This is a genomic window from Weizmannia sp. WK01 (assembly GCF_025905465.1).
Taxonomy (GTDB): Bacteria; Bacillota; Bacilli; order Bacillales; family Bacillaceae_C; genus Weizmannia; species Weizmannia faecalis.
In genome coordinates, this window is record NZ_CP109616.1 from 1,950,779 (window position 1) to 1,974,189 (window position 23,411).

Consider the following 23,411-nt stretch of genomic DNA (forward strand, 5'->3'; position numbering starts at 1 on the left):
TCCTTCCGGTTAATCCAAAATATTTTCGAGCCCATAAACAAATGTATTGAGGTTCATCACCGTTTCAACGGCTACTTTCACCCCTGACATGAAAGAGGCGCGATCCATCGAGTCATGGCGGATCGTAAGCAGCTGGCCGTCCCCGCCGAACAGCACTTCCTGGTGGGCGACAAGGCCGGGCAGGCGGACGCTGTGGATATGCATGCCTTCAAAATCCGCGCCTCTTGCACCTTGTAATGTTTCTTTTTCATCCGGATGCCCCTGTGTTTTTTTTCTTCTTGCTTCCGAGATCATTTGCGCCGTTTTTACGCTCGTGCCGGACGGGGCATCTTTTTTCCGGTCATGGTGTAGCTCGATGATTTCCACATCCGGGAAATATTTCGCCGCCATTTGCGCAAATTTCATCATCAGCACTGCCCCGATTGCAAAATTTGGTGCAATGATACAGCCGATTCCTTTTTGTGCGGAAACGGCCTTTAGTTCTTCCAGTTCCGCATCGGTAAACCCGGTCGTCCCGACAACCGGGCGGACACCATGTGCAAGGGCCGTTTTCGCATGGAGGAACCCTGCTTTCGGCACCGTCAAATCAATCCATACATCCGCCGGGCAATTTTCAAGGCATGCTTCCGGGTCGGTATACACCCGGACCGGTTCGCCGTTATAATCGGATACATCATTGAACAGTTTGCCATCAAAAGTCCTGTCCACTACGCCAACGAGTTTAAAATGTTCCGTCCGCTCGATCAGCCGGACCGCCTCGCTCCCCATTTTCCCGCGGGCCCCGGCAACAATAATCCGAATATCATCCATGTTTCATTACTCCTCCTGCTCTTTTCGCGTCCATCTGTCTTTATCACGCGTGTTAAATTTCTGCAAAACCATTGTATGGGCTTCCTGTAAATCAATATGTAAAGCATTTGCCATGCAAATGACGACAAACAGCAAATCGCCGAGCTCTTCTGCTACGGTTTTCGGCTTCTCATCCGGTTTTTTCGGTTTTTCCCCGTAATAATGATTGATTTCGCGCGCCAGCTCCCCAAGTTCTTCCGTCAGCCTTGCTGTAAGCGCAAGCGGACTGAAGTACCCTTCTTCAAACTGGCTGATATAATCATCGACTTCTTTTTGCATTTGCCGGATCGATTTGTTTTCTGCCATTTTCATCCCCCAATCCTGTAATCCTCTTCCATGTTAGCCAAAAACGGCAGATTTTACAAATCATATATTTGCTTTTCTCTCTGCCTGATTGCCCTTTTGTACCGCTTTCGCTATAATGGGAACGCCGGATATATACCGGGGAAGGAGGATACGGATTATGCTGAAAATGAAAAACATCTTTTTTATCCTGCTCGGCTCTTGCATCTTTGCCTTTGGCATTGTCCATTTTAATATTCAGAACCATCTGGCGGAAGGCGGTTTTACCGGAATTACGCTGCTGCTTTACTATTTATTTCATATCAACCCCTCTTACTCCAATCTGATTTTGAATATTCCCGTATTTTTTGTGGGATGGAAGCTACTTGGAAAAAAATCGTTTTACTATACACTGGTCGGGACGGTCGGCTCCTCTCTTTTTTTATGGATTTTTGAGAAGAAACATTTCCATATTCCGCTTCGCGATGATATGTTTCTTGCGGCGCTGTTTGCCGGGGTATTTATCGGCGTCGGTCTCGGCATTATCTTCCGCTACGGGGGGACATCTGGAGGCGTCGATATCATTGCCAGGCTCGTGTTTAAATATAAAGGCGTGGCGATGGGCAGGACCATGTTCATGTTCGACGCATGCGTGATTACGCTGTCGCTTATCACCTATCTGCATTACCGTGAAGCGATGTACACGCTCGTTGCCGTTTTTGTCGGCTCGCGTGTTGTCGATTTTCTGCAGGAGGGGGCCTATACGGCAAGAGGCGCTTTTATCATTTCGGACAAGCATGATGAAATTGCCGAGAAAATTATGAAGCAGATGGACCGCGGCGTTACGGTTTTTCGCGGGCACGGTATGTTCACGAAACAGGACCGGGATGTACTGTACTGTGTCGTCGGAAAACATGAGGTGTCCCGTTTAAAAGGCATTATCCATTCCGTTGACCCCCATGCCTTTGTGTCGATGATGGAGGTCCATGATGTGCTCGGGGAAGGCTTTACACTCGATGAGAACAAACAGCCGATTGAAGATTAAAAAAGAGCTGCCGCGGCAGCTCTTTTTTAAATCTGTTTTTCAAAATGCAGGCGTTTGTTGATCAGGTAGATGACCGGCATACCAATCAGCATCACAGCAAGTTCACCGATCCCTGCCGTCAGCCAGCCGAAAAAGAAAGGCACGCCGTTAAACCATTGCATTTCCCATGCGATAATAAACATGGAGGCCGTAAAAGCAATGGAATTAAGGATCATCTGCCCCCAGACGCCCTTTATAAACCGTGCGGATAAAATGGTAATCGCAAGCGCAAGGACGGACTGACCCGTGCCGATGAACATATCATACTTGATCGGCGAGAAAAACAAGTTTGAGAGAAAAACGCCTAATACAATGCCAATCATATACTTCTTGTTAAACACAACGAGATGGTTAAAAATTTCAGAAACACGGAACTGGATGTTCATAAACGCAAGCGGCTGAATAAAAAATGTCACCGCAATATACAGCGCGGCGACAATCCCGTTGACGACGAGTGTTTTCAGTTTCATATGCATCTCTCCTTAGTTTTTTTACGTGGGATGGTTTCGAACCACGGGTTGGAAACAACCAAACTTCTTTATTATAATGCAAACTAGAACATGCAGCAAGACAAAAAAAGCTTTCCGGGTTGCCGATTCACCCCGGAAAGCTTTTCGTACTGTTAATTATTGTTGTTATTGCCGTTTAAGTTGGTAAAGATGAGGATTAAACGCAGCAGTTCAATGACCGCAACAGCCGCGGCAGCCACATATGTGAGCGCGGCAGCCGATAACACTTTGCGCGCTTCCCTTTCTTCCCCGCCGCGGACAATGCCGAGCGATGTGACTTGTGCAAGCGCACGGGACGATGCATTGAATTCAACCGGCAATGTCACAAGCTGAAACAACACGGCAAGCCCCATGAGAATGATCCCGAGCAGGAACATGCCTGTCGCATGCGTGAACATCCCGATCAAAATAAAAATCCAAGAGGCATTGCTGCCGATATTCGCCACAGGCACGAGGCGGTGACGGAAACGGAGCGGCCCGTAATTGACTTTATCCTGAATGGCGTGTCCGCATTCGTGCGCCGCAACAGCAGCCCCCGCAATCGAACGCCCGTGGTAGTTGGCAGTCGACAAATTGACCGTTTTGTTAATCGGATTGTAATGGTCGCTTAGAAAGCCGCTGTGTTCCAGCACTTTCACATGGTATAAGCCATTTTCGTCCAAGATCATCCTTGCCACCTCGGCGCCTGTCATGCCGGATGCATTTGCGACCTTTTCATACTTGCTGTATGTGTTTTTTACCTTCAGCTGGGCCCAGATCGGAATGATTGCCAAAATGAGATAGTAAATCAAAAACGACATTTGCCACCCTCCATACCCTCCATGGTAATCTTACCTTTATTGTATCCGAATAAGGTCAAAAGGTCAATCCATATGATCGGTCTCGTGACGCTCTTCTTTTTGCCCTTTGTATTTTCTCCATCCGACATACGATAAAGTAAGAATGATGATGCTGCCGGTGGAAATCATAATCCACCAGAGGGAGGGGTCGGCTTCATCTTCCTTCATGGCTTCAAACAGCTGCTTCAAATCTGTCCGGAGCGCCTCCAGTTCCTTTTTTCCGGACCCGCTGCCTGCCACCTTGTCCCGATAACGGTCAATATAAGCGATTTTCGAATCGAGCCGCTGTATTTTTTCAACCGGCAGATCCACTCTTAAACTCGGCTCGATCACTGCATATTGTTTGAGGAACAGGTTTAATTTTTCGTTGTACGTTTCACGCTTCCCTGTTGCGGCTGCTTTTTGCACCTCTGTAAATGAAGACATCACCGGCCCTTCCATCTGCGTCCAGAGCGGCTGATACTTCGATTGGATCGCATCCACCACGAGCCGGAATGACGTGCAGGCATCCACTTTCTCCTCAGGCTCTGCGCTTACTTTCGTCAACGCCTTTACCGCTTCATCATGAGTGACGGTCAAAACTCTCAATTCATCCATCGTTAAACGTTTATTTTTAAACGATTGCCTGGAAAATGTTTTCGAAAATTCATTCAGCACATTTTTTGCTTCTGCATATTGCCCGTTTTTCGCCAGCTGCAATGCCTCGTCGCTTAGATCATTTAAATGTGCCAAAGCATCATCCGAACCTTTTGCAAAACTTTTTCCGGCAAAACTTAACATGAACACACAAAGAAGGATCACTACTTTTCTCCTCATCCTTGTCCCCCCTCATACTGTTACTAACTTATGAAGGGAGGGACAAGAGTAGACCATAAAAACAGCCCGGCGTCCATTTCGGGGATTCCTGCTTTCTGTCGACGGAAAAAGCGATTTAAAGTTCGAGGCGGAGCCGCCTTTTGTGCACGGCAAACCGGTATGCAAGCAAAAGAGAAAGGATGCTCAGCCAAAAGGTAAAATAGCCGATTTCACGGATATACCGGTATACATCTTCGTACCGGGGAAACTGCATAAAAACGTAGTCAATAATATCATTGTGCAAAGTCCATACCGCCGCAACCAAAAGATGCTTCCATTTGAATTGGTAAAACGGCGCATACAATATTCCCTCTATCGCCATTGCCAAATGGGAAGCCATCAGCATATATCCCTGCCGTGGCAATGAGCCGTTTACGATCAATACGAGAAGGTTCATCGCAACCGCCCAAATCCCGTATTTAAAAAGCGTCACCATTGCAAGTGCCTCCACATACGGCCAGTGTTTCCGCCATAAAAAGGCAAGCAGCACAAACAGAAAGAACAGGCTTGCGGTCGGGCTGTCCGGGACAAACAGCCAAAACGCAGGCGGCGTATCGCGAAGCTGCCACCCGTACCAAATGTAACCATAAATGGTCCCTGCAGCATTGGCTAAAAAAAGCATCCAAAGGACACGCCTGTCTGCCAGCGCCGCATACAATGCCGGTACATTCATCGTCTTCCCCCATTTCAAAAAAGATAGATTCATTTTAACAAAACAGAAAGCACGAAAAAAGCCGGCTTCTGCCGGCTTTTTTTGCTTTTATTTCGATTTTAGCCCGGCGATATAATCCGCCAGTTTTTTCAAATCCTGATCCGAGCCTTTAAATTGGTTAGGCGGCATTTTCCCCTTGCCTTTTTTGGCGATTTTTGCGATTTCATCCGCACTTAAGCCTGTGCCGACTAAAGAAGGGGCTGCCGCACTGCCCTGGAGATTTTCTCCGTGGCACGTCACACACGTCTGCTTGGCAAATATTTTATAGCCTTCTGCGTTTTTGTCAATGGCAACCTGTTTCACGATTTTCCCCTGCTCTTTCGCTTTTTTCCAATCGTGGTGGGCCGCCGCTTCCCATGTCAGGTAGAATATTGCACAAACCGCGAGCAGCATAAACCCGGTTGCAAGGGGCCTGTCAAGCGGCCGCCGCTTAGGGCCGCGGTCAATAAACGGTGCCAACAGCAGTGCAAGAAAAGCAACGCCCGGGATCGCGAGCCCGATCACCTGGTACGGGCCGGAAGAATAAGTATACTTTAATAGTTCATACAGGAATAGAAAATACCAGTCCGGCATCGGAATATAACTCGTATCCGTCGGGTCCGCAATTCGTTCAAGCGGCGACGGGTGTGCGGCAGTGAGACATAAAAAGCCGACGAGAAAAACAGCGCCGACGAGCCACTCTTTCAGCAAAAAGTTCGGCCAAAAAGCTTCCGTTTTACCGGGATACTCCGAGTAATCCTTAGGAATATTCGGTTTGCGGTCCGCATTAATTCTGGAATCACCAACAAATCTCATTCCTTTTCCGCGATGCATCCTTCCCCCTCCTTTTGCCCGTTATGGATACTTATTCATTACAGCGGTCCGGAAATTCCCTGCTTGCGGATCATCAAAAAATGGGCTGCCAAAAGCAGCATCAGCACCGCTGGCAGGAAAAAGACATGGATGGCAAAAAATCTCGTCAGCGTCTGGGCACCGACAATATCCGGATGGCCGGCCAAAAGCGTTTTAATATACGGCCCGATAAACGGCACCGAATCCGCAATCTGCAGGCTGACTTTTGTCGCAAAAAGCGCTTTCATATCCCACGGAAGCAAATAACCGGTGAGGCCGAGCCCGAGCATGACGAAAAAGATGAGCACGCCGACAATCCAGTTCAGCTCGCGCGGCTTCTTGTATGCGCCCTGGAAAAACACCCGCAGCGTATGTAAAAACATCATGACGATGACGAGGCTTGCCCCCCAGTGGTGCATTCCTCTCACAATCTGGCCGTATGCCACATCATGCTGCAAATAATAGACAGAGTGCCAGGCATTTTTAATATCCGGAACATAGTACATCGTTAAAAACATACCCGACAGAATCTGGATGGCTGTTATAAAAAAAGTGAGCCCCCCAAAACAATAGACAAAAGCGGAAAAATGGTGCGCCGGGTTGACATGCTCCGGCACTTCATGGTCAGCAATATCCCGCCAAAGCGGCGTAATATCAAGGCGCTCGTCGACCCAGTCATACAATTTGCTAAGCATCTCTTCCCCCTCACTTCACATATGGATTTTTCTGCGGTTTGCCCAGGTACAGATAGCCGCCCTTTGTTTTGACAGGGTATGCATCCAAAGGCGCGGAAGGTGGTGTTCCCGGTATGTTTTTCCCGTTTTTCTCATACCGTCCGCCGTGGCAGGGGCAAAAAAACTGATTCGGATGCGCTTTGTTCGTATTCCAGTTCACGGTACAGCCAAGATGTTTGCAAACCGGTGAAAGCGCCACAATATCGCCTTTACTGTCTTTATACACCCAGGCCGTCTGGGTGACATCCGACTTATACCAGCCGTCCGTCTGTTCGTATTTAAAATCGACACGCACCGGTTCGCTCTTAATATCAGAAACTTTCAATTTGGTTGGATGAAAGTCGCCGGCTGCTTCCGCCTCGAGCACCGGGTCGACGGCAAAACGGAGCATCGGCATCAGCGCACCCGCAGCCATAAATCCGCCTACGCCCATCAGCGTGTAATTTAAAAACTGCCTCCTTGACACCGGATCTTTTTTGCTCAACCTGTTCCCCCCCTTACAGAACTGTTGGTTTCCTAATATTTTCAAGATGTAGCAAATACACTCTTATGATAAAACAAAGATATTTGCCGGTCAATGAATATTGTCTATTTTATGTCAAGTATCTTTCTACTCGAAATAAACTGATATTTTAATATAACTTTTTCAGTTTTCTCCCCATGACCGGACAATAATGGAGATAAGCTGTTTTACCTGTTCATCTACAATGGCATCCTGCTGTTTTTGTTCCATATGTTCAAGTGGGACAGCCGGTAGCCAGACCACATTTCCGTTCAGTTCGGCCTGAAGCCTTTGCCAGCCGGGATCGCTGGTCAAATAAAAAATATGCCGGAACCCGCTTTCAGTCAATTCGGCTTCCCATGACTTGATGGCAGGCCCCGCACTGTCCGGGATCGTCTGCTGCAAATAAGGGAAAGCGGGCAGCAAAACAATCCGGCCTTTAAATTGCGACTCGAGGCAGCCTGCGATCATCTGGATCCATTCATATCCGGAAGCGAGCTGTCGGATATGGTCTCCGAATGAAACCGGGACAAGCGGCAGGACTGCCGTGTCAATAAAGTAACGTTCCTGTTGATACAATTCCATGTCTTTTGCACGCCAGCGCACAGATGATACCCCTTTCATTTTCCCCGCGGGCAGAAACCGGAAAGATTAATCATCCAGTTTTTTCATCTCCCCGCTTAATTCGACAAAACGGCCGTAATCTTTCTCATCGAGCGCTTTGTCGATTTCTTCCCGCAGTTTATTCCGTTTAAAGTCTTTCATGCTTTTTTCCAATAATTTTTCCGCCATTTGCCGGTCTGTCTCGTTTATATGGAGATCTTTCGGCATATACGGGTTTTCTTCAAGCACAGCCGCATACTGGTACGATAAATGGGATTTTTTGAAATTGAGCTGGATATAAATGTCTTCCTCACGGTTCAGCCGGATATCATGGAAAGACTTTTCCGCATCCGTTGTCATAATATTATCTTTATAAAAGCGGAACGGCACATTGTCCACGCAATGCGTCGACATGATAATGCCGCGCGGGCAAAGATGCGCTTCCTCGACGAAATGGACTTTTTCCATCAGCTGGTCGTGGCTCATTAAATAATTCAAAATCCAGACTGACTCCCGTCTTTTTAATTGGTAATGATTTAAAAACCAACGGATAAACTCCTTTTTCTCGTTGATTGAAACAGGGGTGAGAGCCATCGTAATCCCTCCTCTGCAAATTGAATGGCCGTGTTTACAGCGGGCAGCTTTTTTGATAAAACATTGGTTTACACCTTCATTATACCTTTTCCCGTCTAAACCGCCTACGAAAAAGTCCGGCAACGATGGCCGCAATTAATTTCCGTCTTCAAGCCTTTCAAGAAGTGCAATCCATTCATCATTTGCCGGATCTTCGCGCAAAAGCTTTTGGAAAATGCCGTAAGCCTCTTTCCTTCTCCCTTCTTCAATCAGGAAATAACCGTAATCCTCCAGAAACACCGTGTCGTTTTGTAAATCATTATATGCATATCCATAATACTTTAATGCCTGAGAATATTCTTCCAAATGCTTAAGCGATATGGCCAGATCCCAGTAAAGCCGAGGGTCGGTATCCCCTTCTTTTTCCATGCTGAGGGCCCGGTCACGGACTTCTTCGTACCGCTCCTTTTGAAGCAGCAGCTCGTTGTAGGAAAGGGCCGCATCCAAATAGCCGGGATCCAGTTCCAGCGCTTTTTTAAAATAATTTTCCGCTTTTTCCTCATCGCCTGCTTTTGTAGCCATTTTTCCAGCAAAATGATAAAGTTCTTTATCATACTCGTCTTCTTTTATGCCCTTTTCAGCAGCAGCAAGCGCTTCTTCCGGCATTTGTTCGTGCTCATATGCACGGCCAAGATACAGGTAAAGCGGATGGTAGCCGGGATCCGTTTCCCGCAATTCTTCAAACAGCTCTATCGCTTTTTCATAAAATCCTGCCTGGTACGCGGTTAAGGCATATCCAAATAATGTGTTCGCCTCAAAGCGGCCTTCCATCGCATGCTCATATTGGTGCAAGGCCTCTTCAAACGCGCCCGCTGCGCTCAGCACTTCTGCAAGGCGCCCGTGGATGTTTGTATCCGCAAATGTATCGATCCCTTTGCCCAAAAGCCACTCATATTCACGGGAAGCTTCCGCATATCGGGCACAGGAAGCGTAAAACTCGGCAAGCGCAAAATGGATGACAGGTTCTTCCGGCAAAAGCGATGCAGCTTCCATCAGTTTGTTTTCGCTGACCTCATACAGGCCCTGCATTTGATACAAATCCGCAAGCAAAAGCAGTGCACGCGGGTAATCGGGGTCCGTCTCCGGAATGCGGTCGAGGTATAATATGGCTTCTTCTTCATTGTCCATATCAATAAGCGTTTCCGCCATTAAGATCACAAGCTCGCCGTCATCCGGATAAGACGCAAGCAAATCTTTATATAATTGCTGTGCTTCATTCAGAAAACCGAGGCCCTCAAGTTGCCCGGCAAGCGCATATTTCTCTTCGTCCGTGCCGAGCGCGAGAAAATCTTCAAATGTTTTTTTCGCCTCCTCGAGCCGGCCTTCTTCCAAATGATCCAACAATTGTTCCATTAAGCTCATGAAAATCTTCCTTTAATCTTTGATGTGTTTCCTTTTGCTGAACCTTTTGCAACGTTAGCCGCGGGATTTTTGCAAAGCCAGAATCTTGCAAAGCCAAAATCCCCGGTTGCCGCTAAAAGCGCTCCCCCGGTCCCCTGGTAAAATGGCAATCGCCCTTTCCCTGGAGCCCACTTGCCTGCAGGAAAAACCGCGGGTGGCCTTTGGCTAAATCATAATGAATTTTGAAGGCCAGGGCAAATCATTTGCCTTTCCGGGTTCCCTGTTTAAGTATTTCTCCGCCGTGCATGAAAATCCCTTTTTTTCACAGCAAAAATAAAGCGGGGCACGGGATTTTGAATTTCCGCACCCCGCTTTTCCACGGGCATCATGATCAAGCTGTTCTCTGTTATCCTGAAAACAGGCGCCGGCTGATTTTCATTCTTTTGCTGGTGCCTGTTTTCAATAGGCGTCTAAAGCCGTTACAGAACGGATTTCAGATCATCAAAAAACTGCGGGTATGATACGGCGATTGCTTCCGCCCCTTTCAGGCAGACAGCATCCTTTGCCACAAGTGATGCAACGGCAAGCATCATCCCGATTCTATGATCCCCGTGGCTTTCCACCGTCCCGCCTGAAAGCCGGCAAGGGCCTTCAATGATCATGCCATCCGCTGTCGCTTCAATATGGGCGCCCAGTTTCTTTAATTCCCGGACAACCGTGTCAATCCGGTTTGTCTCTTTCACTTTCAGTTCTGCGGCATCTTTTATGACCGTCCTGCCTTCCGCCTGTGTAGCAAGAAGGGCAATGATTGGAATTTCATCAATGAGGCGCGGAATCAGCCCGCCGCCGATTTCAACGCCTTGTAAAGCAGCCGGACGGATCACCAACGTGCCTGTTTGCTCGCCGTCAGATGGGGCATGTGTTTCGATCACTTCCATATCCGCGCCCATTTGCTTTAAAACGTCAATGATCCCGGCACGGGTCGGATTGAGCCCGACATCCGGCAAGACGATTTCACTCCCGGGCACGAGCGAAGCAGCAGCCATAAAAAAGGCGGCGGATGAGATATCGCCGGGCACAACGATCTCCGTGCCATGGAAAACCGTGCCGCCCCGGACGGAAATCGTTCTCCCTTCCGTCCTGACCTCGCCGCCAAATGCCCGGATCATTCGTTCAGTATGGTCGCGGGTGGGCTGCGGCTCATGCACGATTGTAGTGCCGTCTGCCTGAAGACCGGCTAAAAGAAGCGCGGATTTTACCTGCGCGCTTGCAACAGGCAGCCGGTATTCGATTCCCTGAAGCGCCCCGCCCCTTATAGAAAGAGGGGTGAAATTGCCGCCCATTCTTCCGTCAATGTGCGCGCCCATTTCGCAAAGCGGTTTTGTGACGCGCTGCATTGGGCGCTTTGCAATCGATTCGTCGCCGGCAATGACCGAATGGAAGGGCCGGCCGGCAAGAAGACCGAGCATCAGGCGGGTCGTCGTACCGGAGTTTCCGGTATCGAGCACCGTTTCCGGCTCCGCCAAACCGTCCCATCCTTTTCCAGCAATCACCACCCGGGTGCCATCCCGTTCGATCGGCACGCTCATTTGCTGAAAACAATGAATGGTGCTCAAACAGTCGGCGCCGGGGAGAAAATTTTCTACCATCGTTTTTCCCCTGGCGACAGCGGCAAACATAACCGACCGGTGGGAAATCGATTTATCCCCCGGAACTTTAATCGTACCTTTTAACCCTGTTTGCGCGGGTGCCAATTTTTCCATTGCAGCCACCACCTTCTATTGGATATAGACTTCATGCGGGGTTTCTTTTTTTAAAAGATTCATGGCTAGATCGCGGTCGTTTTCCGAGCGAAAACTGATCCGGAGCACGCCGTATATATCTTCCCGCGCCTCAAGGATGCGGATATTCGTAATAGAGATTCCTTTTTCCGCCAGTTTATTGGTAATTTGAGAAACAACCCCCGGGACATCCGGAATATCGACAAATAAATCGTAAAAAGACGGGATTGCGCCCGATCCGCTGATTGGAAGGCAGTCGCGGTATTGTTTCGCTTCCGCATAAAAGCGGTGGAGAAGCTCATACTTGTTGTCTGCAAGCGCCTTTTTCACTTCCTGAAGATTTTTCGCCCATCTATCCAAAAGCCTGATCAGGTTTTCCCTGTTACCGCAAGAGATGTCCGCCCACATTTGCGGGCTTGAGGAGGCAATCCGTGTAATATCACGGAAACCCCCAGCAGCAAGCCTTTTTAAAAGGGGATATTCCGCATCTGCATCTTTCACAAGATGGACAAGTGACGCTGCGATAACATGCGGAAAATGGCTGATGACCGCAACCATTTCATCATGCATTTCCGGAGAAACGGTGATGAAATTTGCCTTTGTTCCTTTCAGCCACTGTTTCAATTCTTCCGTCCGCTGATCTTGTTCATGGAAAGGCGTAAGCAAATAAAAGGCATTTTCAAACAGGGACAGGCTGGCGGCCGTAACGCCGCTTTTATGGGAACCGGCCATCGGATGCCCGCCGATAAAAACGGTGTTGTTGCCGGCGAGCCGCTGCGCCTTTGCCATGATGCTTTCTTTCGTGCTGCCCGTATCGGTGATGATCACATTTTCCTTCAATTCCATTTGCCCGAGCTGCCCGATCAATTTTTCCGTTACAAGCACCGGCGTGGCCAATATAATTAAATCCGCGCCACGCACGCCGTCTTGGATCGTTTCCACGTAATCATCCACGACCATCAGGGCTTTTGCCATTTTCATTTCTTCCAATTTGGCATCATACCCTGTGACCTTGGCTTCCGGATGTTCCTTTTTAATCGCTAGTGCAATGGATCCCCCGATTAACCCGAGCCCGATCACAAACACATTTCCTTTCAAAGGTGCCACCTCTTTTTGTAAAAAGGCGGCCTTTTGCTGTCAAAAGGCCCGCCGTTGTCAAGTTCATTTGCGGCTTTCCAGAAAAGCCCCGATCGCCCCGAGTACGCCCCGGTTCTGTTCTTCCGACCCGATGGTCACCCGGACCGTCCCCGGCATCCCGAGCGCTTCCCCGGAGCGGACGATATATCCCCTGCCAAGCAAAAACCGGCAAACTTCCTCACTATCGCATTGAAAATCGATTAAAATAAAATTTGCCTGCGACGGGTAAAATGCAAGGCTGTTGCGGCGGCAAAACGCATAAAAGTGTTCGAGCCCCTGCCGGTTTTTGTCGCGGCAGCTCTGGATAAACGCCTGGTCCTCCAACGCCGCCTGGGCAGCCAGCTGGCCAAGGACATTGGTATTAAATGGCGGGCGCACCGGCTCGAGCTTTTGGATGATCGTTCGATCGGCAATCCCGTAGCCGACGCGTAAACCGGCCAGTCCGTAAATTTTCGAAAATGTCCGGCTGACAATCAAATGATGATACCGGCGGAATAATGTCAGCGCCTGTTCGTAATCTTTTGCGACCACGTATTCGCTGTACGCTTCATCGATAAAAACGAGCACGTCTTCCGGCACGCGGTCAAGAAAAGCGGTCAACTCCTGTTCGGTCGTATACGTCCCCGTCGGATTGTTCGGGCTGCAAATCCAGACAACCGCCGTGTTTTCATCAATTTGCCCGAGCATCGCCTCCAGGTCATGCCGCCCGTCTTTTAAGGGTACTTCACGGACTTCGGCGCCCTCGATGATGGCATTATGTTTGTATTGGGAAAATGTCGGTGCGGCCATCACCGTATTTTTGCCTGGTTCGAGGAGTGACCTGGAAACGATTTGGATCAGTTCGTCCGTCCCGTTTGTAAAAATCAGTTCGGTTGGATCAACGCCGAGATGTGCGGCCATTTTCTGTCTCAGTTGTAAGGCGTGCCCGTCCGGATAACGGGTAAAAGCAGGCTGAAAGTTTTTCAAAGCCTCATCCACTTTCGGGGAATAGCCGAACGGATTTTCATTGGATGCCAGTTTCACGATTGAATCGAGCCTGTATTGTTTTTTCACTTCATCAATGGTCTTTCCGGGCACATATGCATGCAAATCCGTAATTTTTGTTCTCCATTTCATCATCTTTAGCGAGAGTCCCCTGCTTCCATGCAAGAGCGCAAGCCAGGGGGTGATCGCATTCTCTCCTTTCGGTTCGTGACACGTTAGCATTCTCTTATTTTGTTAAATCCGGACGAAGCACGGCTGCACGGCGCAAATACACATGTTTTATGTCCTCCTGCCCAATGTCCGTGTCGACATGGATCAGGATACGGATGCAGCGGACAAGGCTTCCTTCAACCGGAATTTCTTGCATATTCATAATCGGGACATACTTCCAGCCGCTGAATTGGCGCATGACTTTCGAAGGAAAAGCCGAACGGATATCGGCTGTTGCCGAGAACAAAAGGGAAGCAACGCGGTCCGGCTTGATCCCGTTTTTTTCGATCAAGGCATTCATCAGCTCAGAAGTAGCAGCAAGGACTTCGCTTTCGTGATCGCGCTCGACCGTAGTCGCTCCGCGTATTCCGCGTATCATGTATGCAAATCCCCCTTTTGCTGCAGCAGAAACAGACGGCTCAGCCGGTCTTTGTCCACTTCAGCCAGCACCGGTTTGCCGACAGACTCAAGCAGGACGAAGTGAATATTGCCGGCAATTGTTTTTTTATCGCGTTTCATATAAGCATAGATTTCGTCAAATGCTGCGCCAGCCGGAATTTTCCAATCATAGCCGAGCGTTTCGATCCAGCTGAGAAATTGCGGCAAATCAAATTGAAGGCCGGTCTGTTCCCTGCTGATCAAAAGCGCGTAGACGATACCGGTCATGACCGCTTCGCCATGGGTGATTTTCCCGAACCCGCCGTGCGCCTCAAGGGCATGCCCAAGCGTATGCCCGAAATTCAAAAAGGCACGCACACCCGTTTCTTTTTCATCTTTGCGGACAATATCTGCCTTTACTTTGATCCCTTTTTTCAACAAGTCCGGAAGATGCGGGGATAAAAGATGCCCGCCGTCCGGAATCTTTGTTTGCAATTCTTTAAGGAACTCCTTATCCGAAAGAAGCGCATGCTTTACAAGTTCGGCAAATCCGCTTAACAGCTGCTTTTTGGGGAGCGTGCGCAGGAAATCTGTGTCATACAATACAAATTCCGGCTGGTAAAAAGCGCCGACGAGGTTTTTTCCAAGCGGGTGATTGATCGCTACTTTGCCGCCGACCGCGCTGTCATGGGCCAAAATGGTTGTCGGGATTTGAATAAACGCAATGCCGCGCATATAGGTTGCCGCCACAAAACCGGCAAGATCGCCGACCGCGCCCCCGCCAAAGGCAAGAATGCATGATTTCCGGTCTAAATGATGTTCCACGGCAAACGTCAAAGCTTCTTGGTAGACTTCAAACGTTTTGGCATCTTCCCCAGCTGGCACGGTCAGTACACACTGTTCCGCGCTTTCCGGAAGCTGTGAAAGCAGTTTGTCCAAGTGAAGCGGCCGGACATTTTGATCTGTTATGACCATGCAGCGCGTATATTTGCGGACGAGCGGACCTAGCTCCTGGAGCGCGCCGCTTGCTATGTATACCGGGTACTGTTTTGTTTCTGTATCAATGATGATCGTTTCCATTTAAAACAACCTTCCGTATTCTCTTTGCTCCGCAACCGTTTTTTTCAGCACATCCATCCTGTCGCTGTAAAACTGGGCAGTGATCGCTTCCGCCAGCTCCCAGGCGACAACGGCCTCACAGACGACGCTCGCTGCCGGCACCGCACAGCTGTCGGAACGTTCGATGCTCGCTGCAAAAGGTTCCTTCGTTTCGATATCAACGCTTTGAAGCGGCTTATACAATGTCGGGATCGGCTTCATGACGCCTCTTACGACAATCGGCATGCCGGTTGTCATACCGCCTTCAAAGCCGCCGAGCCGGTTTGTTTTGCGCGTATAGCCCGTTTCTTCCGACCAGGCGATTTCATCATGGACTTCGCTCCCGGGCCGGTGTGCCATTTCAAAGCCAAGCCCGAATTCCACCCCTTTAAACGCATTGATGCTGATGATGGCGCGTGCCAGCTTTGCATCCAGCTTCCGGTCGTAATGAACATAACTGCCGACACCGGCCGGCATCCCGGTTGCGATCACTTCGACAATGCCGCCGATCGAGTCGCCGTTTTTCTTTGCCGTGTCGATCGCTTCCATCATTTTTTGCGCCGCCCCGTCATCCAAACAGCGTACCGGTGAACCGTCCGCTTTTTCCTGCAAGGAAGCAAGGGAATCATATGGCACCTTTTCCGCGCGTACACCCCCGATTTCAAGCACGTGCGAGGCCACTTCAATGCCAAGCTCTTTCAGCAGTTTTTTCGCGACAGCCCCAGCGGCCACACGAACGGTGGTCTCGCGTGCGGAAGAGCGCTCGAGCACATTGCGCAAATCCCTGTGCCCGTATTTGATCCCGCCGGCAAGATCGGCATGCCCCGGGCGCGGACGGGTCACACGCCGTTTCACATCGTCCGCATCATCTGGAAGGGGCTCAATGCCCATGATCTTATTCCAGTGCACCCAGTCCCTGTTTTCAACCGTGAGCGCAACCGGCGAACCGAGCGTCAATCCGTGGCGAACGCCGGCAGAAATGATTGCCCTGTCCTTTTCTATCTGCATTCTCCGTCCCCGGCCGTAACCTTTCTGCCTTCTGGCAAGGTCAGTGTTAATTTCTTCAGCTGTCAGCGGCATGCCCGCTGGAAGGCCTTCAATAATGGTGGTCAGCGCCGGGCCGTGCGACTCGCCTGCTGTCAAATATCTCATTCTGCATCCCCCTTCATCACTTTAAAGCATTACATATCTATTACTATACCACAATCGCTATAAATCGAATAGATGGAGCACTTTATATTTTTCTATAGAAAAAGGTGTCTACAATTTCAAATCCATACGCAGCCGGATTGAAAATCTGCTCCGTGCTGCCGACAAATAATATGCCGTTTGCCGACAGCGTTTTGCTGAAATTCCGGTAAACAGACACTTTGGCTTCTTCTGTAAAATAAATCAGCACGTTCCGGCAAATAATCAGATCCGCTGCCGGATAAGGGTCGTGCAGCAAATTATGTTGTTTGAACACCACCGCCCGCCTGATTTCGTCCGCAATTCGATAGAACGGACCTCCGCTGCTTTTTTGAAAATATTTTTGTTTCATTTCGCGCGGCACTTCCAGGATGGAACGTTCGGAATAAACGCCGGCTTCTGCTTTCTGCAGGGCTTTTTGATCAATATCGGTCGCCAGGATCTGAATCTTATTAAGCGGTAAATACTTGGACAAGATCATCGCCATCGTATACGGTTCTTCGCCCGTAGAAGAAGCGGCACTCCAGATTTTCAGTTTTTCTCCTTTTTCTTTCAGCAGCCCGGGCAAAATGTTCCGTTCGAGCACATCCCATCTTGACTTATTTCTATAAAATTCTGAAACATTAATCGTCATTCTGTCCAAAAATTCTTCCAGCAAATGTTCGTTTTTGTCCAATCCGTGAAAAAATTCACTGAAAGATGAAAAACCTCTTTTTTCATATAATGTCGTCAGCCTTCTTTTCATTTGCGCTTCTTTATACAAAGATAAATCGATCCCCGTTTTCTTTTTGACTTGCGCAATGAACCGGCCGTAATCATCCAGTTCTGTTTTCATTATGCAATCCCCGTATTTTTATTCAGATTTGTTGGTTCATACCGTTTATTTTAACATAAAAAAAGATTGGCGCGGAGAGGATCGCCAATCTTTTTTTGCATGATTTAATAAATCGAAGCATCCGCCGGCCGACTGTATGAGATCAGCTCATCTTCCCGGAAAAACAGGGAAATTTCACGTTTCGCGCTTTCTGGTGAGTCGGAACCGTGAATAATGTTTTTGCTGACAATCACGCCGTAATCGCCGCGGATCGTCCCCGGGGCGGCTTCGGCCGGATTCGTTTTGCCCATCATTTGCCGTGCGGTAGCGATGATGTTTTCGCCTTCCCAAACCATGGCAAAGACCGGACCGGAAGTAATAAATGCCACGAGATCATTGAAAAAAGGGCGTTCTTTATGCTCAGCGTAATGCTTTTTTGCAAGTTCATCCGAAATTTGCATCAATTTTGCCCCCGCAAGCCGAAACCCTTTCTTTTCAAAGCGGGAAACGATTTCGCCGATCAGCTGGCGGCTGACCCCATCCGGTTTTACCATTAAAAAAGTCCTTTCCATCTTCATCCACTCCATTCGCATTTCTACTATGTAAGACATCTTGGCCATAGAAAATCGTACCATGGTGGCGGGAAAATCTCAATATGTTTGAAGTAAGCGCTTCAAAACCGGGCCGCCAACGCAGGGCACTGCCCGGCAGCCCTGCTTTCTTTTAAAACTTTCTTTTTCCCATATAACGCGCCAAATCTGCCAGCATTTTTTTAAAACGGGTATCCGGAAGCTGCTCAAGCGTACCGAGCGCTTTCTCTAGATAGCAGTTGCTCACTGCATAAGACCGTTCGATCGCGCCGGACTGTTTGACCAGTCTGACAACGTCTTCAAGCTCCGCTTTTGGCATGTGCTCATGGACATATTCCAGCTTTTTTCTGATTTTTGGGTCTTCCCTTGCAAAAAGCACCGGAAGCGTTACATTGCCCTGGCGCAAATCTTCGCCTGCCGGTTTTCCAAGCTGCTTCTCCGTGCCGGTAAAATCCAGGATATCATCAATAATTTGATAGCTCATCCCGACATTGTAGCCAAACCGGTACAATTGGCGGTGGATGTTTTCGTCGGCGCCCGATGCAATCGCCCCGAGCTGGCAGCTAGCTGCAATCAGCAACGCCGTTTTCCGCTTGATCCGCCTTAAGTAACAGCGCAAATTTTGATGAAACCGGTATTTATCCTTAATTTGCTCAATTTCGCCGACGCACACTTCAACAAGTGTATCCGCCAGAATTTGGTGGGCGGAGAGATCCTCCACTTTTGTAATATATTCAAGCGCGGTTGCGAGAATATAATCGCCTGTATACATGGCAATCCGGTTGTCCCATTTGGCTTTTACGGTCGGTTTTCCCCGGCGCAATTCGGCATCATCAATGACATCATCGTGCACGAGCGATGCCATATGGATCAATTCCAGTGCAACAGCGACATTTTTGACACGTTCGATTTCGTAATCTCCGAATTTCGCGCCGAGCAGTACAAATACGGGGCGGATCCTTTTTCCTCCCGCTTTCAGCAAACTTTCAGATGCCTGCTGTATCAAAGCAGCGTTTGATGCGACAGCGTTGGCCAGCTCTTGTTCAATAAGCTCAATATCCGTTTTTAAAAACGAGTACAGCATTTGTACCTTCATTCCGTCTCCATCCGATCATCATTTCTCTTTCAAGGCAATATGTGCAGCTGCGGCCCCGCCGGCAAACGGCTTGTACAAAATCCGGCCAAAACCCGCATCGGAAAAAGCAGCCGCCAGTTCTTCCATTCCCGGAAACTGCAGTGCCGATTCCTGAAGCCAGGAATATTCCCGGTAGCTTTTTGCGAGCCATTGTCCGAGAAGCGGCATGATCCGGCGGAAATAAAAGTAATAAAGCTGCCTGTACCCGGGAATCACCGGCTGGGAGGTTTCCAGGCAGGCCGCCATGCCGCCGGGCTTCAGCACCCTGTACATTTCCTGCAAAACCTGTTTGTAGTCCGGGACATTCCTGAGTCCGAACCCGACCGTCACATAATCAAACGTTGCATCTTCAAATGGCAGTTCCATTGCATTTCCGTAACGGAGCGCGACATTTTTTAAGCCAAGCGTGTCCACTTTCCGCTTCCCGACTTCAAGCATGCTTTCACTGAAATCGAGCCCTGTCACACTGCCGGATTCGCCCACTGCCTGTGCGAGGGCAATCGTCCAGTCCGCCGTCCCGCAGCACAGATCGAGTGCGTTGCTCCCTTCTCTTACCGCCATTTTCCGCATCAGGTCTTTCCGCCACCGTTTATGCTGGCTGAAGCTGATCACCGAGTTCATCCTGTCGTAGTTTTGCGAAATTTTTTCGAAAACGGCGTGTACCCGCTCTTCTTTTGGCATCATGGTTACCCTTCCTCCGCATATAATCTCGTTGCATCGCCATACCGCCCCATCAGCAGGCGGATCCGCTCTGAAAGCATTTCATTTCCGCATGACATGGCCGCAGCCTGCAACGCACGGATGCTTTCTTTCAAATACTTCTCACAAATATAAAACAGTTTTCGCTTTTTCTCATGCGGCAGCTGCTCAAAAGGGCGCCCGTCACCCGGGTAGGCCATTTTGTTCAGGGCTTCAAACAGGATGGAGCGCTTCCCGTTTTCGGCCTGCTCCTTTTCCCTTAACAGCCGGTTAAACAAAAGCAGTTCCTCGCTTAAGCGGATGAGCGGCTGTGAACCGAAAAACTGCATAAATTTTGTAATAATCGCGGATTCGGTTTTTTTCAAATGCCCGACGAACGTCTCCGCGTCGGAATTGTCAAATTGGTAAAGCATCACTTTATATTCATTTACGGATTTGATTCCTTCCGCCAGTATGCCGACAAGCCGGACGTTGTGCACGCCCGCAAGCAGTTTGTAGTAAAGGCTGCTGAAATAATCCCCCGCCAGAACGGTAAGCTGGCGGCTTTTTTGATTTTCTTTTGCATTGGTTACTTTTTCATGGGTGTCAAGGGCAATCTGGATCAGCATGGCAGTCGCAACAAACTGCTTTACTTCATGTTCCGTATACGGCTGCCCCGCAAGGCTGCTTATCAAAAGCAGGATCCGGTCTTCATCTATGTATGGGGCGTCAATAAACTGATTTAAATAGTCGTGTGCCACTTCTTCTTCAATCGCCTGTTTGATTGCGGCAATTTGCTGCTCCCTCTGGTATGACATAACCCTTTCCCCGTTTCTTCGTTGATCTGGCCTAAAAATAAGCTGTAGTTTATTATATCACATATGTAAAACGGCCGTTAACAAATTGATTTCGGTTTATTTTTTCGCTTCGCTTTGCAAACTCCCGATGCCGGTCATGATTTGCGCTTCACCGCGAATCTTGATCATGGAAGTATGTTCGGTAAACTGTGCGACCAGCACTTCGCCATCATCCAGCATTTCCGTATGGTTCAGCTTCGTATCGGTACCCCTTGACAGCCCAATGACGCTCACCCCGTCCTGCAACGCTTTCACGACGATATAATCCGCCTGCGCCTCTGCTTTCATTTTCGGGCCTCCTTTTTATTCGTTTAAAAAACTTTTCATATATTCATCTTACCACAGCGCCGTTTGCAGTCAAAGCGCCGGAAACGCCGCGCTCAGGCTTTCCCCGGCTGTACCGGGATTTCGCAGGCATTTGCCCCGGGAAAACGGGTGCCAAACGTATGCGCGTTTCCCTTTTTTGGGCCCTGCTGTATTAAAAAAAAAGGCTGCCCAGGCAGCCTTTTTTCCGCTCAAAGCCAACCATATGTAATTACTTCACTGCGTCTTTAAGCGCTTTCCCCGGCTTGAATGCAGGCACTTTGCTTGCCGCAATGTCGATTTCCTCGCCGGTTTGCGGGTTTCTTCCTTTACGGGCAGCGCGTTCGCGCACTTCGAAATTACCAAACCCAATCAGTTGGACTTTATCTCCGTTTGCCAATGCATTTTGAATTGTATCAAAAATAGCGTCAACTGCTTTTGTCGTATCTTTTTTGGAAAGTTCGGTAGCTTCTGCCACTGCATTGATTAAATCCGTTTTATTCATTCCATTCACCTCCTCCAAAAGAAACGTAGAAGTCATTTCCAGTTTCTTCTCTTCAGTGTATACGGTTTTCCCTCATCATAAACGTTTAAAACCGGATGGAATCAGGCTTTTCAGCACCAATTCTGTTAAAAGATTATCATAATCGCAAGAGAGGTGCAAGAACTATTCGCTAACAAAGGAAAACTTTTCAATTTTTTTCGGATTTAAAGTACTTTTCCCGAAAAAATTCTAACTTGCGGCCAAAGATGCTCGTCCCACGTATACAAAAAAGGGATACCGCGGTATCCCTCTTACAAAATAATGGCGATCAGGCCGCCTGACCCTTCGTTAATGATCCGTTCGAGCGTTTCTTTTAACTTATAGCGGGCATTTTCCGGCATAAGCGATAATTTTGCCTGGATGCCTTCCCTGACAATGGAACTTAAGTTGCGCCCGAAAATATCCGAATTCCAGATGGACAGCGGGTCATCTTCAAAATCCTGCATCAGGTACCGCACAAGCTCCTCGCTCTGCTTTTCCGTCCCGATGATCGGGGCAAATTCCGATTCGACATCGACTTTGATCATATGGATGGACGGCGCCACTGCCTTCAGCCGGACGCCGAAACGGGATCCTTGGCGGATGATTTCCGGCTCATCCAGGCTCATATCCTGCAGGGAAGGTGAGGCAATCCCGTAGCCGGTTTGTTTCACCATTTTCAGGGCATCGGAAATTTGGTCGTATTCCGATTTTGCATGGGCGAAATCCTGCATCAGCTCGAGCAGATGATCCTTGCCGCGGATTTCAACGCCGACGATTTCCTTTAAGACCTGGTCGTACAGTTCATCCGGCGCCTCGAGGTCGATTTCCGCCACCCCTTGCCCCATTTCAATGCCAGCAAGGCTTGCAGATTCAATAAATTCATATTCGTTAAAAGCCTGGACAACGCGGTCCACATCGCGTAGCCGCTTAATGTCTTTTACTGACTCTTTCACGGCGTCCTGATAATTTTCACGCAGCCAGTGGTTTTCTTTTAACACCATGACCCAGCTCGGCAGGTTCACATTGACTTCCAGTACCGGAAATTCGTACAGCGCTTCCCGCAGCACATTCAGCACATCGGCTTCACGCATGCTTTCCACTGACATGGCGAGCACCGGAAGATCATACTTTTCCTGCAATTCCGCCCTCAGCATTTCCGTCTCCGAATGATGCGGCTTTGCCGAATTGACAACAATGATAAACGGTTTGCCGACTTCTTTTAACTCGGCAACAACCCTTTCTTCCGCTTCCACGTAATCCTCACGCGGAATTTCGCCGATCGTGCCGTCTGTCGTGATCACAACCCCAATGCTTGAATGTTCCTGAATGACCTTTCTCGTGCCGATTTCCGCCGCTTCGTGGAAAGAAATCGGTTCTTCATACCACGGCGTATGGATCATGCGCGGGCCGTTTTCATCTTCATATCCTTTCGCGCCCGGAACCGTGTAGCCGACACAGTCGACAAGCCGGATGTTCACATCAAGCCCTTCGTCGACATGGACAGCAACCGCCTGGTTCGGCACAAATTTCGGTTCTGTCGTCATAATCGTTCTCCCAGCCGCGCTTTGCGGGAGTTCATCCTGCGCCCGGTTTCTGTCCGCTTCGTTTGTAATGTTCGGAAGCACAACGAGTTCCATGAATTTTTTAATAAAAGTGGATTTCCCCGTTCTGACGGCGCCCACGACCCCCAAATAAATATCGCCGCCCGTACGTTCTGCAATATCTTTAAAAATATCAACTTTTTCCAATTTGTTTCCCTCCCCACATTCGTTCCCGGGACACCATCATTCGCGCTGATGATAGGACATTATATGTGTATGATGTTGTCCGACCGCCTTATGTCTATAAAATGATTTTTTATAGATTTTCAAAAAGTTGCTGTACAGGATTTGCCCCTGTTTATTTTTTCAAAATTTTTCCTTACGAAGAGACGCAGGACCAAAAAATAAACCCTTTCT

27 protein-coding genes and 1 riboswitch are annotated in these 23,411 nt (G+C 48.9%); of the genes, 1 reads left to right on the plus strand and 26 read right to left on the minus strand.

Features of this window, described 5'->3' with window-relative positions; genetic code table 11:
* Positions 1–9: 9 nt before the first annotated feature.
* A complete protein-coding gene (gene dapB / locus OF158_RS09165; protein ID WP_013859487.1) occupies positions 10–810 on the minus strand; it encodes a 4-hydroxy-tetrahydrodipicolinate reductase in 801 nt (266 codons plus the stop codon).
* A 6-nt stretch (positions 811–816) separates the two neighbouring features.
* Entirely contained in the window at positions 817–1,161 is a 345-nt protein-coding gene (locus OF158_RS09170) for a nucleotide pyrophosphohydrolase (protein WP_014098177.1), read from the minus strand.
* Positions 1,162–1,312: 151 nt separating this feature from the next.
* On the opposite strand from OF158_RS09170, the gene OF158_RS09175 reads away from it, so the two are divergent.
* Entirely contained in the window at positions 1,313–2,176 is an 864-nt protein-coding gene (locus OF158_RS09175; RefSeq protein ID WP_014098176.1) for a YitT family protein, read from the plus strand.
* A gap of 26 nt (positions 2,177–2,202) precedes the next feature.
* Here OF158_RS09175 and OF158_RS09180 read toward each other — a convergent pair whose 3' ends face one another.
* The 24 genes from OF158_RS09180 to spoIVA all read right to left on the minus strand — a co-directional run bounded on the left by OF158_RS09180 (position 2,203) and on the right by spoIVA (position 23,201).
* Positions 2,203–2,685: a QueT transporter family protein gene (locus OF158_RS09180; protein WP_017550459.1), complete on the minus strand. Its 483-nt coding sequence runs from the start codon at positions 2,683–2,685 to the stop codon at positions 2,203–2,205.
* Between the two features lie 6 nt (positions 2,686–2,691).
* Positions 2,692–2,736, minus strand: a riboswitch (PreQ1 riboswitch).
* Between the two features lie 101 nt (positions 2,737–2,837).
* Positions 2,838–3,524, minus strand: a complete 687-nt coding sequence (locus OF158_RS09185) for a zinc metallopeptidase (protein ID WP_013859491.1) — start codon at positions 3,522–3,524, stop codon at positions 2,838–2,840.
* Between the two features lie 63 nt (positions 3,525–3,587).
* A complete protein-coding gene (gene ypjB, locus OF158_RS09190) occupies positions 3,588–4,379 on the minus strand; it encodes a sporulation protein YpjB (RefSeq protein ID WP_014098173.1) in 792 nt (263 codons plus the stop codon).
* A gap of 115 nt (positions 4,380–4,494) precedes the next feature.
* The gene (locus OF158_RS09195; RefSeq protein ID WP_017550460.1) at positions 4,495–5,091 is read right to left on the minus strand and encodes a lipoprotein heptaprenylglyceryl N-acetyltransferase LhaT; all 597 of its coding nucleotides are present in this window, start codon (positions 5,089–5,091) and stop codon (positions 4,495–4,497) included.
* Between the two features lie 87 nt (positions 5,092–5,178).
* Entirely contained in the window at positions 5,179–5,943 is a 765-nt protein-coding gene (locus tag OF158_RS09200) for a menaquinol-cytochrome c reductase cytochrome b/c subunit (protein WP_014098171.1), read from the minus strand.
* A gap of 38 nt (positions 5,944–5,981) precedes the next feature.
* A complete protein-coding gene (gene qcrB, locus OF158_RS09205; protein ID WP_013859495.1) occupies positions 5,982–6,656 on the minus strand; it encodes a menaquinol-cytochrome c reductase cytochrome b subunit in 675 nt (224 codons plus the stop codon).
* Positions 6,657–6,666: 10 nt separating this feature from the next.
* Complete coding sequence (locus OF158_RS09210; RefSeq protein WP_013859496.1) at positions 6,667–7,179, minus strand: QcrA and Rieske domain-containing protein; 513 nt, start codon at positions 7,177–7,179, stop codon at positions 6,667–6,669.
* A gap of 162 nt (positions 7,180–7,341) precedes the next feature.
* Positions 7,342–7,803, minus strand: a complete 462-nt coding sequence (locus OF158_RS09215; RefSeq protein ID WP_014098170.1) for a YpiF family protein — start codon at positions 7,801–7,803, stop codon at positions 7,342–7,344.
* A 45-nt stretch (positions 7,804–7,848) separates the two neighbouring features.
* Entirely contained in the window at positions 7,849–8,394 is a 546-nt protein-coding gene (locus OF158_RS09220) for a ReoY family proteolytic degradation factor (RefSeq protein ID WP_014098169.1), read from the minus strand.
* 135 nt (positions 8,395–8,529) lie between these two features.
* The gene (locus OF158_RS09225) at positions 8,530–9,795 is read right to left on the minus strand and encodes a tetratricopeptide repeat protein (RefSeq protein WP_014098168.1); all 1,266 of its coding nucleotides are present in this window, start codon (positions 9,793–9,795) and stop codon (positions 8,530–8,532) included.
* Positions 9,796–10,253: 458 nt separating this feature from the next.
* A complete protein-coding gene (gene aroA / locus OF158_RS09230) occupies positions 10,254–11,537 on the minus strand; it encodes a 3-phosphoshikimate 1-carboxyvinyltransferase (RefSeq protein WP_014098167.1) in 1,284 nt (427 codons plus the stop codon).
* A gap of 15 nt (positions 11,538–11,552) precedes the next feature.
* Positions 11,553–12,653 (minus strand): prephenate dehydrogenase, encoded by a 1,101-nt coding sequence (locus OF158_RS09235; protein WP_014098166.1) that lies wholly within the window; start codon positions 12,651–12,653, stop codon positions 11,553–11,555.
* 63 nt (positions 12,654–12,716) lie between these two features.
* Positions 12,717–13,811, minus strand: a complete 1,095-nt coding sequence (hisC, locus tag OF158_RS09240) for a histidinol-phosphate transaminase (RefSeq protein WP_014098165.1) — start codon at positions 13,809–13,811, stop codon at positions 12,717–12,719.
* Positions 13,812–13,902: 91 nt separating this feature from the next.
* A complete protein-coding gene (gene aroH / locus OF158_RS09245) occupies positions 13,903–14,265 on the minus strand; it encodes a chorismate mutase (RefSeq protein ID WP_014098164.1) in 363 nt (120 codons plus the stop codon).
* A complete protein-coding gene (gene aroB / locus OF158_RS09250) occupies positions 14,262–15,344 on the minus strand; it encodes a 3-dehydroquinate synthase (RefSeq protein ID WP_014098163.1) in 1,083 nt (360 codons plus the stop codon). Before aroB ends, aroH begins: the two co-directional genes overlap by 4 nt.
* Positions 15,345–16,514: a chorismate synthase gene (gene aroC, locus OF158_RS09255; RefSeq protein WP_017550464.1), complete on the minus strand. Its 1,170-nt coding sequence runs from the start codon at positions 16,512–16,514 to the stop codon at positions 15,345–15,347.
* Between the two features lie 82 nt (positions 16,515–16,596).
* Positions 16,597–17,385, minus strand: a complete 789-nt coding sequence (locus tag OF158_RS09260) for a CheR family methyltransferase (protein WP_035184690.1) — start codon at positions 17,383–17,385, stop codon at positions 16,597–16,599.
* 104 nt (positions 17,386–17,489) lie between these two features.
* Positions 17,490–17,936 (minus strand): nucleoside-diphosphate kinase, encoded by a 447-nt coding sequence (gene ndk / locus OF158_RS09265; RefSeq protein WP_014098160.1) that lies wholly within the window; start codon positions 17,934–17,936, stop codon positions 17,490–17,492.
* Between the two features lie 151 nt (positions 17,937–18,087).
* A complete protein-coding gene (gene hepT / locus OF158_RS09270) occupies positions 18,088–19,050 on the minus strand; it encodes a heptaprenyl diphosphate synthase component II (RefSeq protein ID WP_014098159.1) in 963 nt (320 codons plus the stop codon).
* An 18-nt stretch (positions 19,051–19,068) separates the two neighbouring features.
* The gene (locus tag OF158_RS09275; protein WP_014098158.1) at positions 19,069–19,773 is read right to left on the minus strand and encodes a demethylmenaquinone methyltransferase; all 705 of its coding nucleotides are present in this window, start codon (positions 19,771–19,773) and stop codon (positions 19,069–19,071) included.
* Positions 19,774–19,775: 2 nt separating this feature from the next.
* Positions 19,776–20,585: a heptaprenyl diphosphate synthase component 1 gene (locus tag OF158_RS09280; protein ID WP_035184688.1), complete on the minus strand. Its 810-nt coding sequence runs from the start codon at positions 20,583–20,585 to the stop codon at positions 19,776–19,778.
* Between the two features lie 96 nt (positions 20,586–20,681).
* Entirely contained in the window at positions 20,682–20,912 is a 231-nt protein-coding gene (gene mtrB, locus OF158_RS09285) for a trp RNA-binding attenuation protein MtrB (RefSeq protein ID WP_017550470.1), read from the minus strand.
* 247 nt (positions 20,913–21,159) lie between these two features.
* The gene (locus OF158_RS09290; protein ID WP_013859513.1) at positions 21,160–21,432 is read right to left on the minus strand and encodes an HU family DNA-binding protein; all 273 of its coding nucleotides are present in this window, start codon (positions 21,430–21,432) and stop codon (positions 21,160–21,162) included.
* 290 nt (positions 21,433–21,722) lie between these two features.
* Complete coding sequence (gene spoIVA, locus OF158_RS09295; protein ID WP_014098155.1) at positions 21,723–23,201, minus strand: stage IV sporulation protein A; 1,479 nt, start codon at positions 23,199–23,201, stop codon at positions 21,723–21,725.
* Between the last annotated feature and the right edge of the window lie 210 nt (positions 23,202–23,411).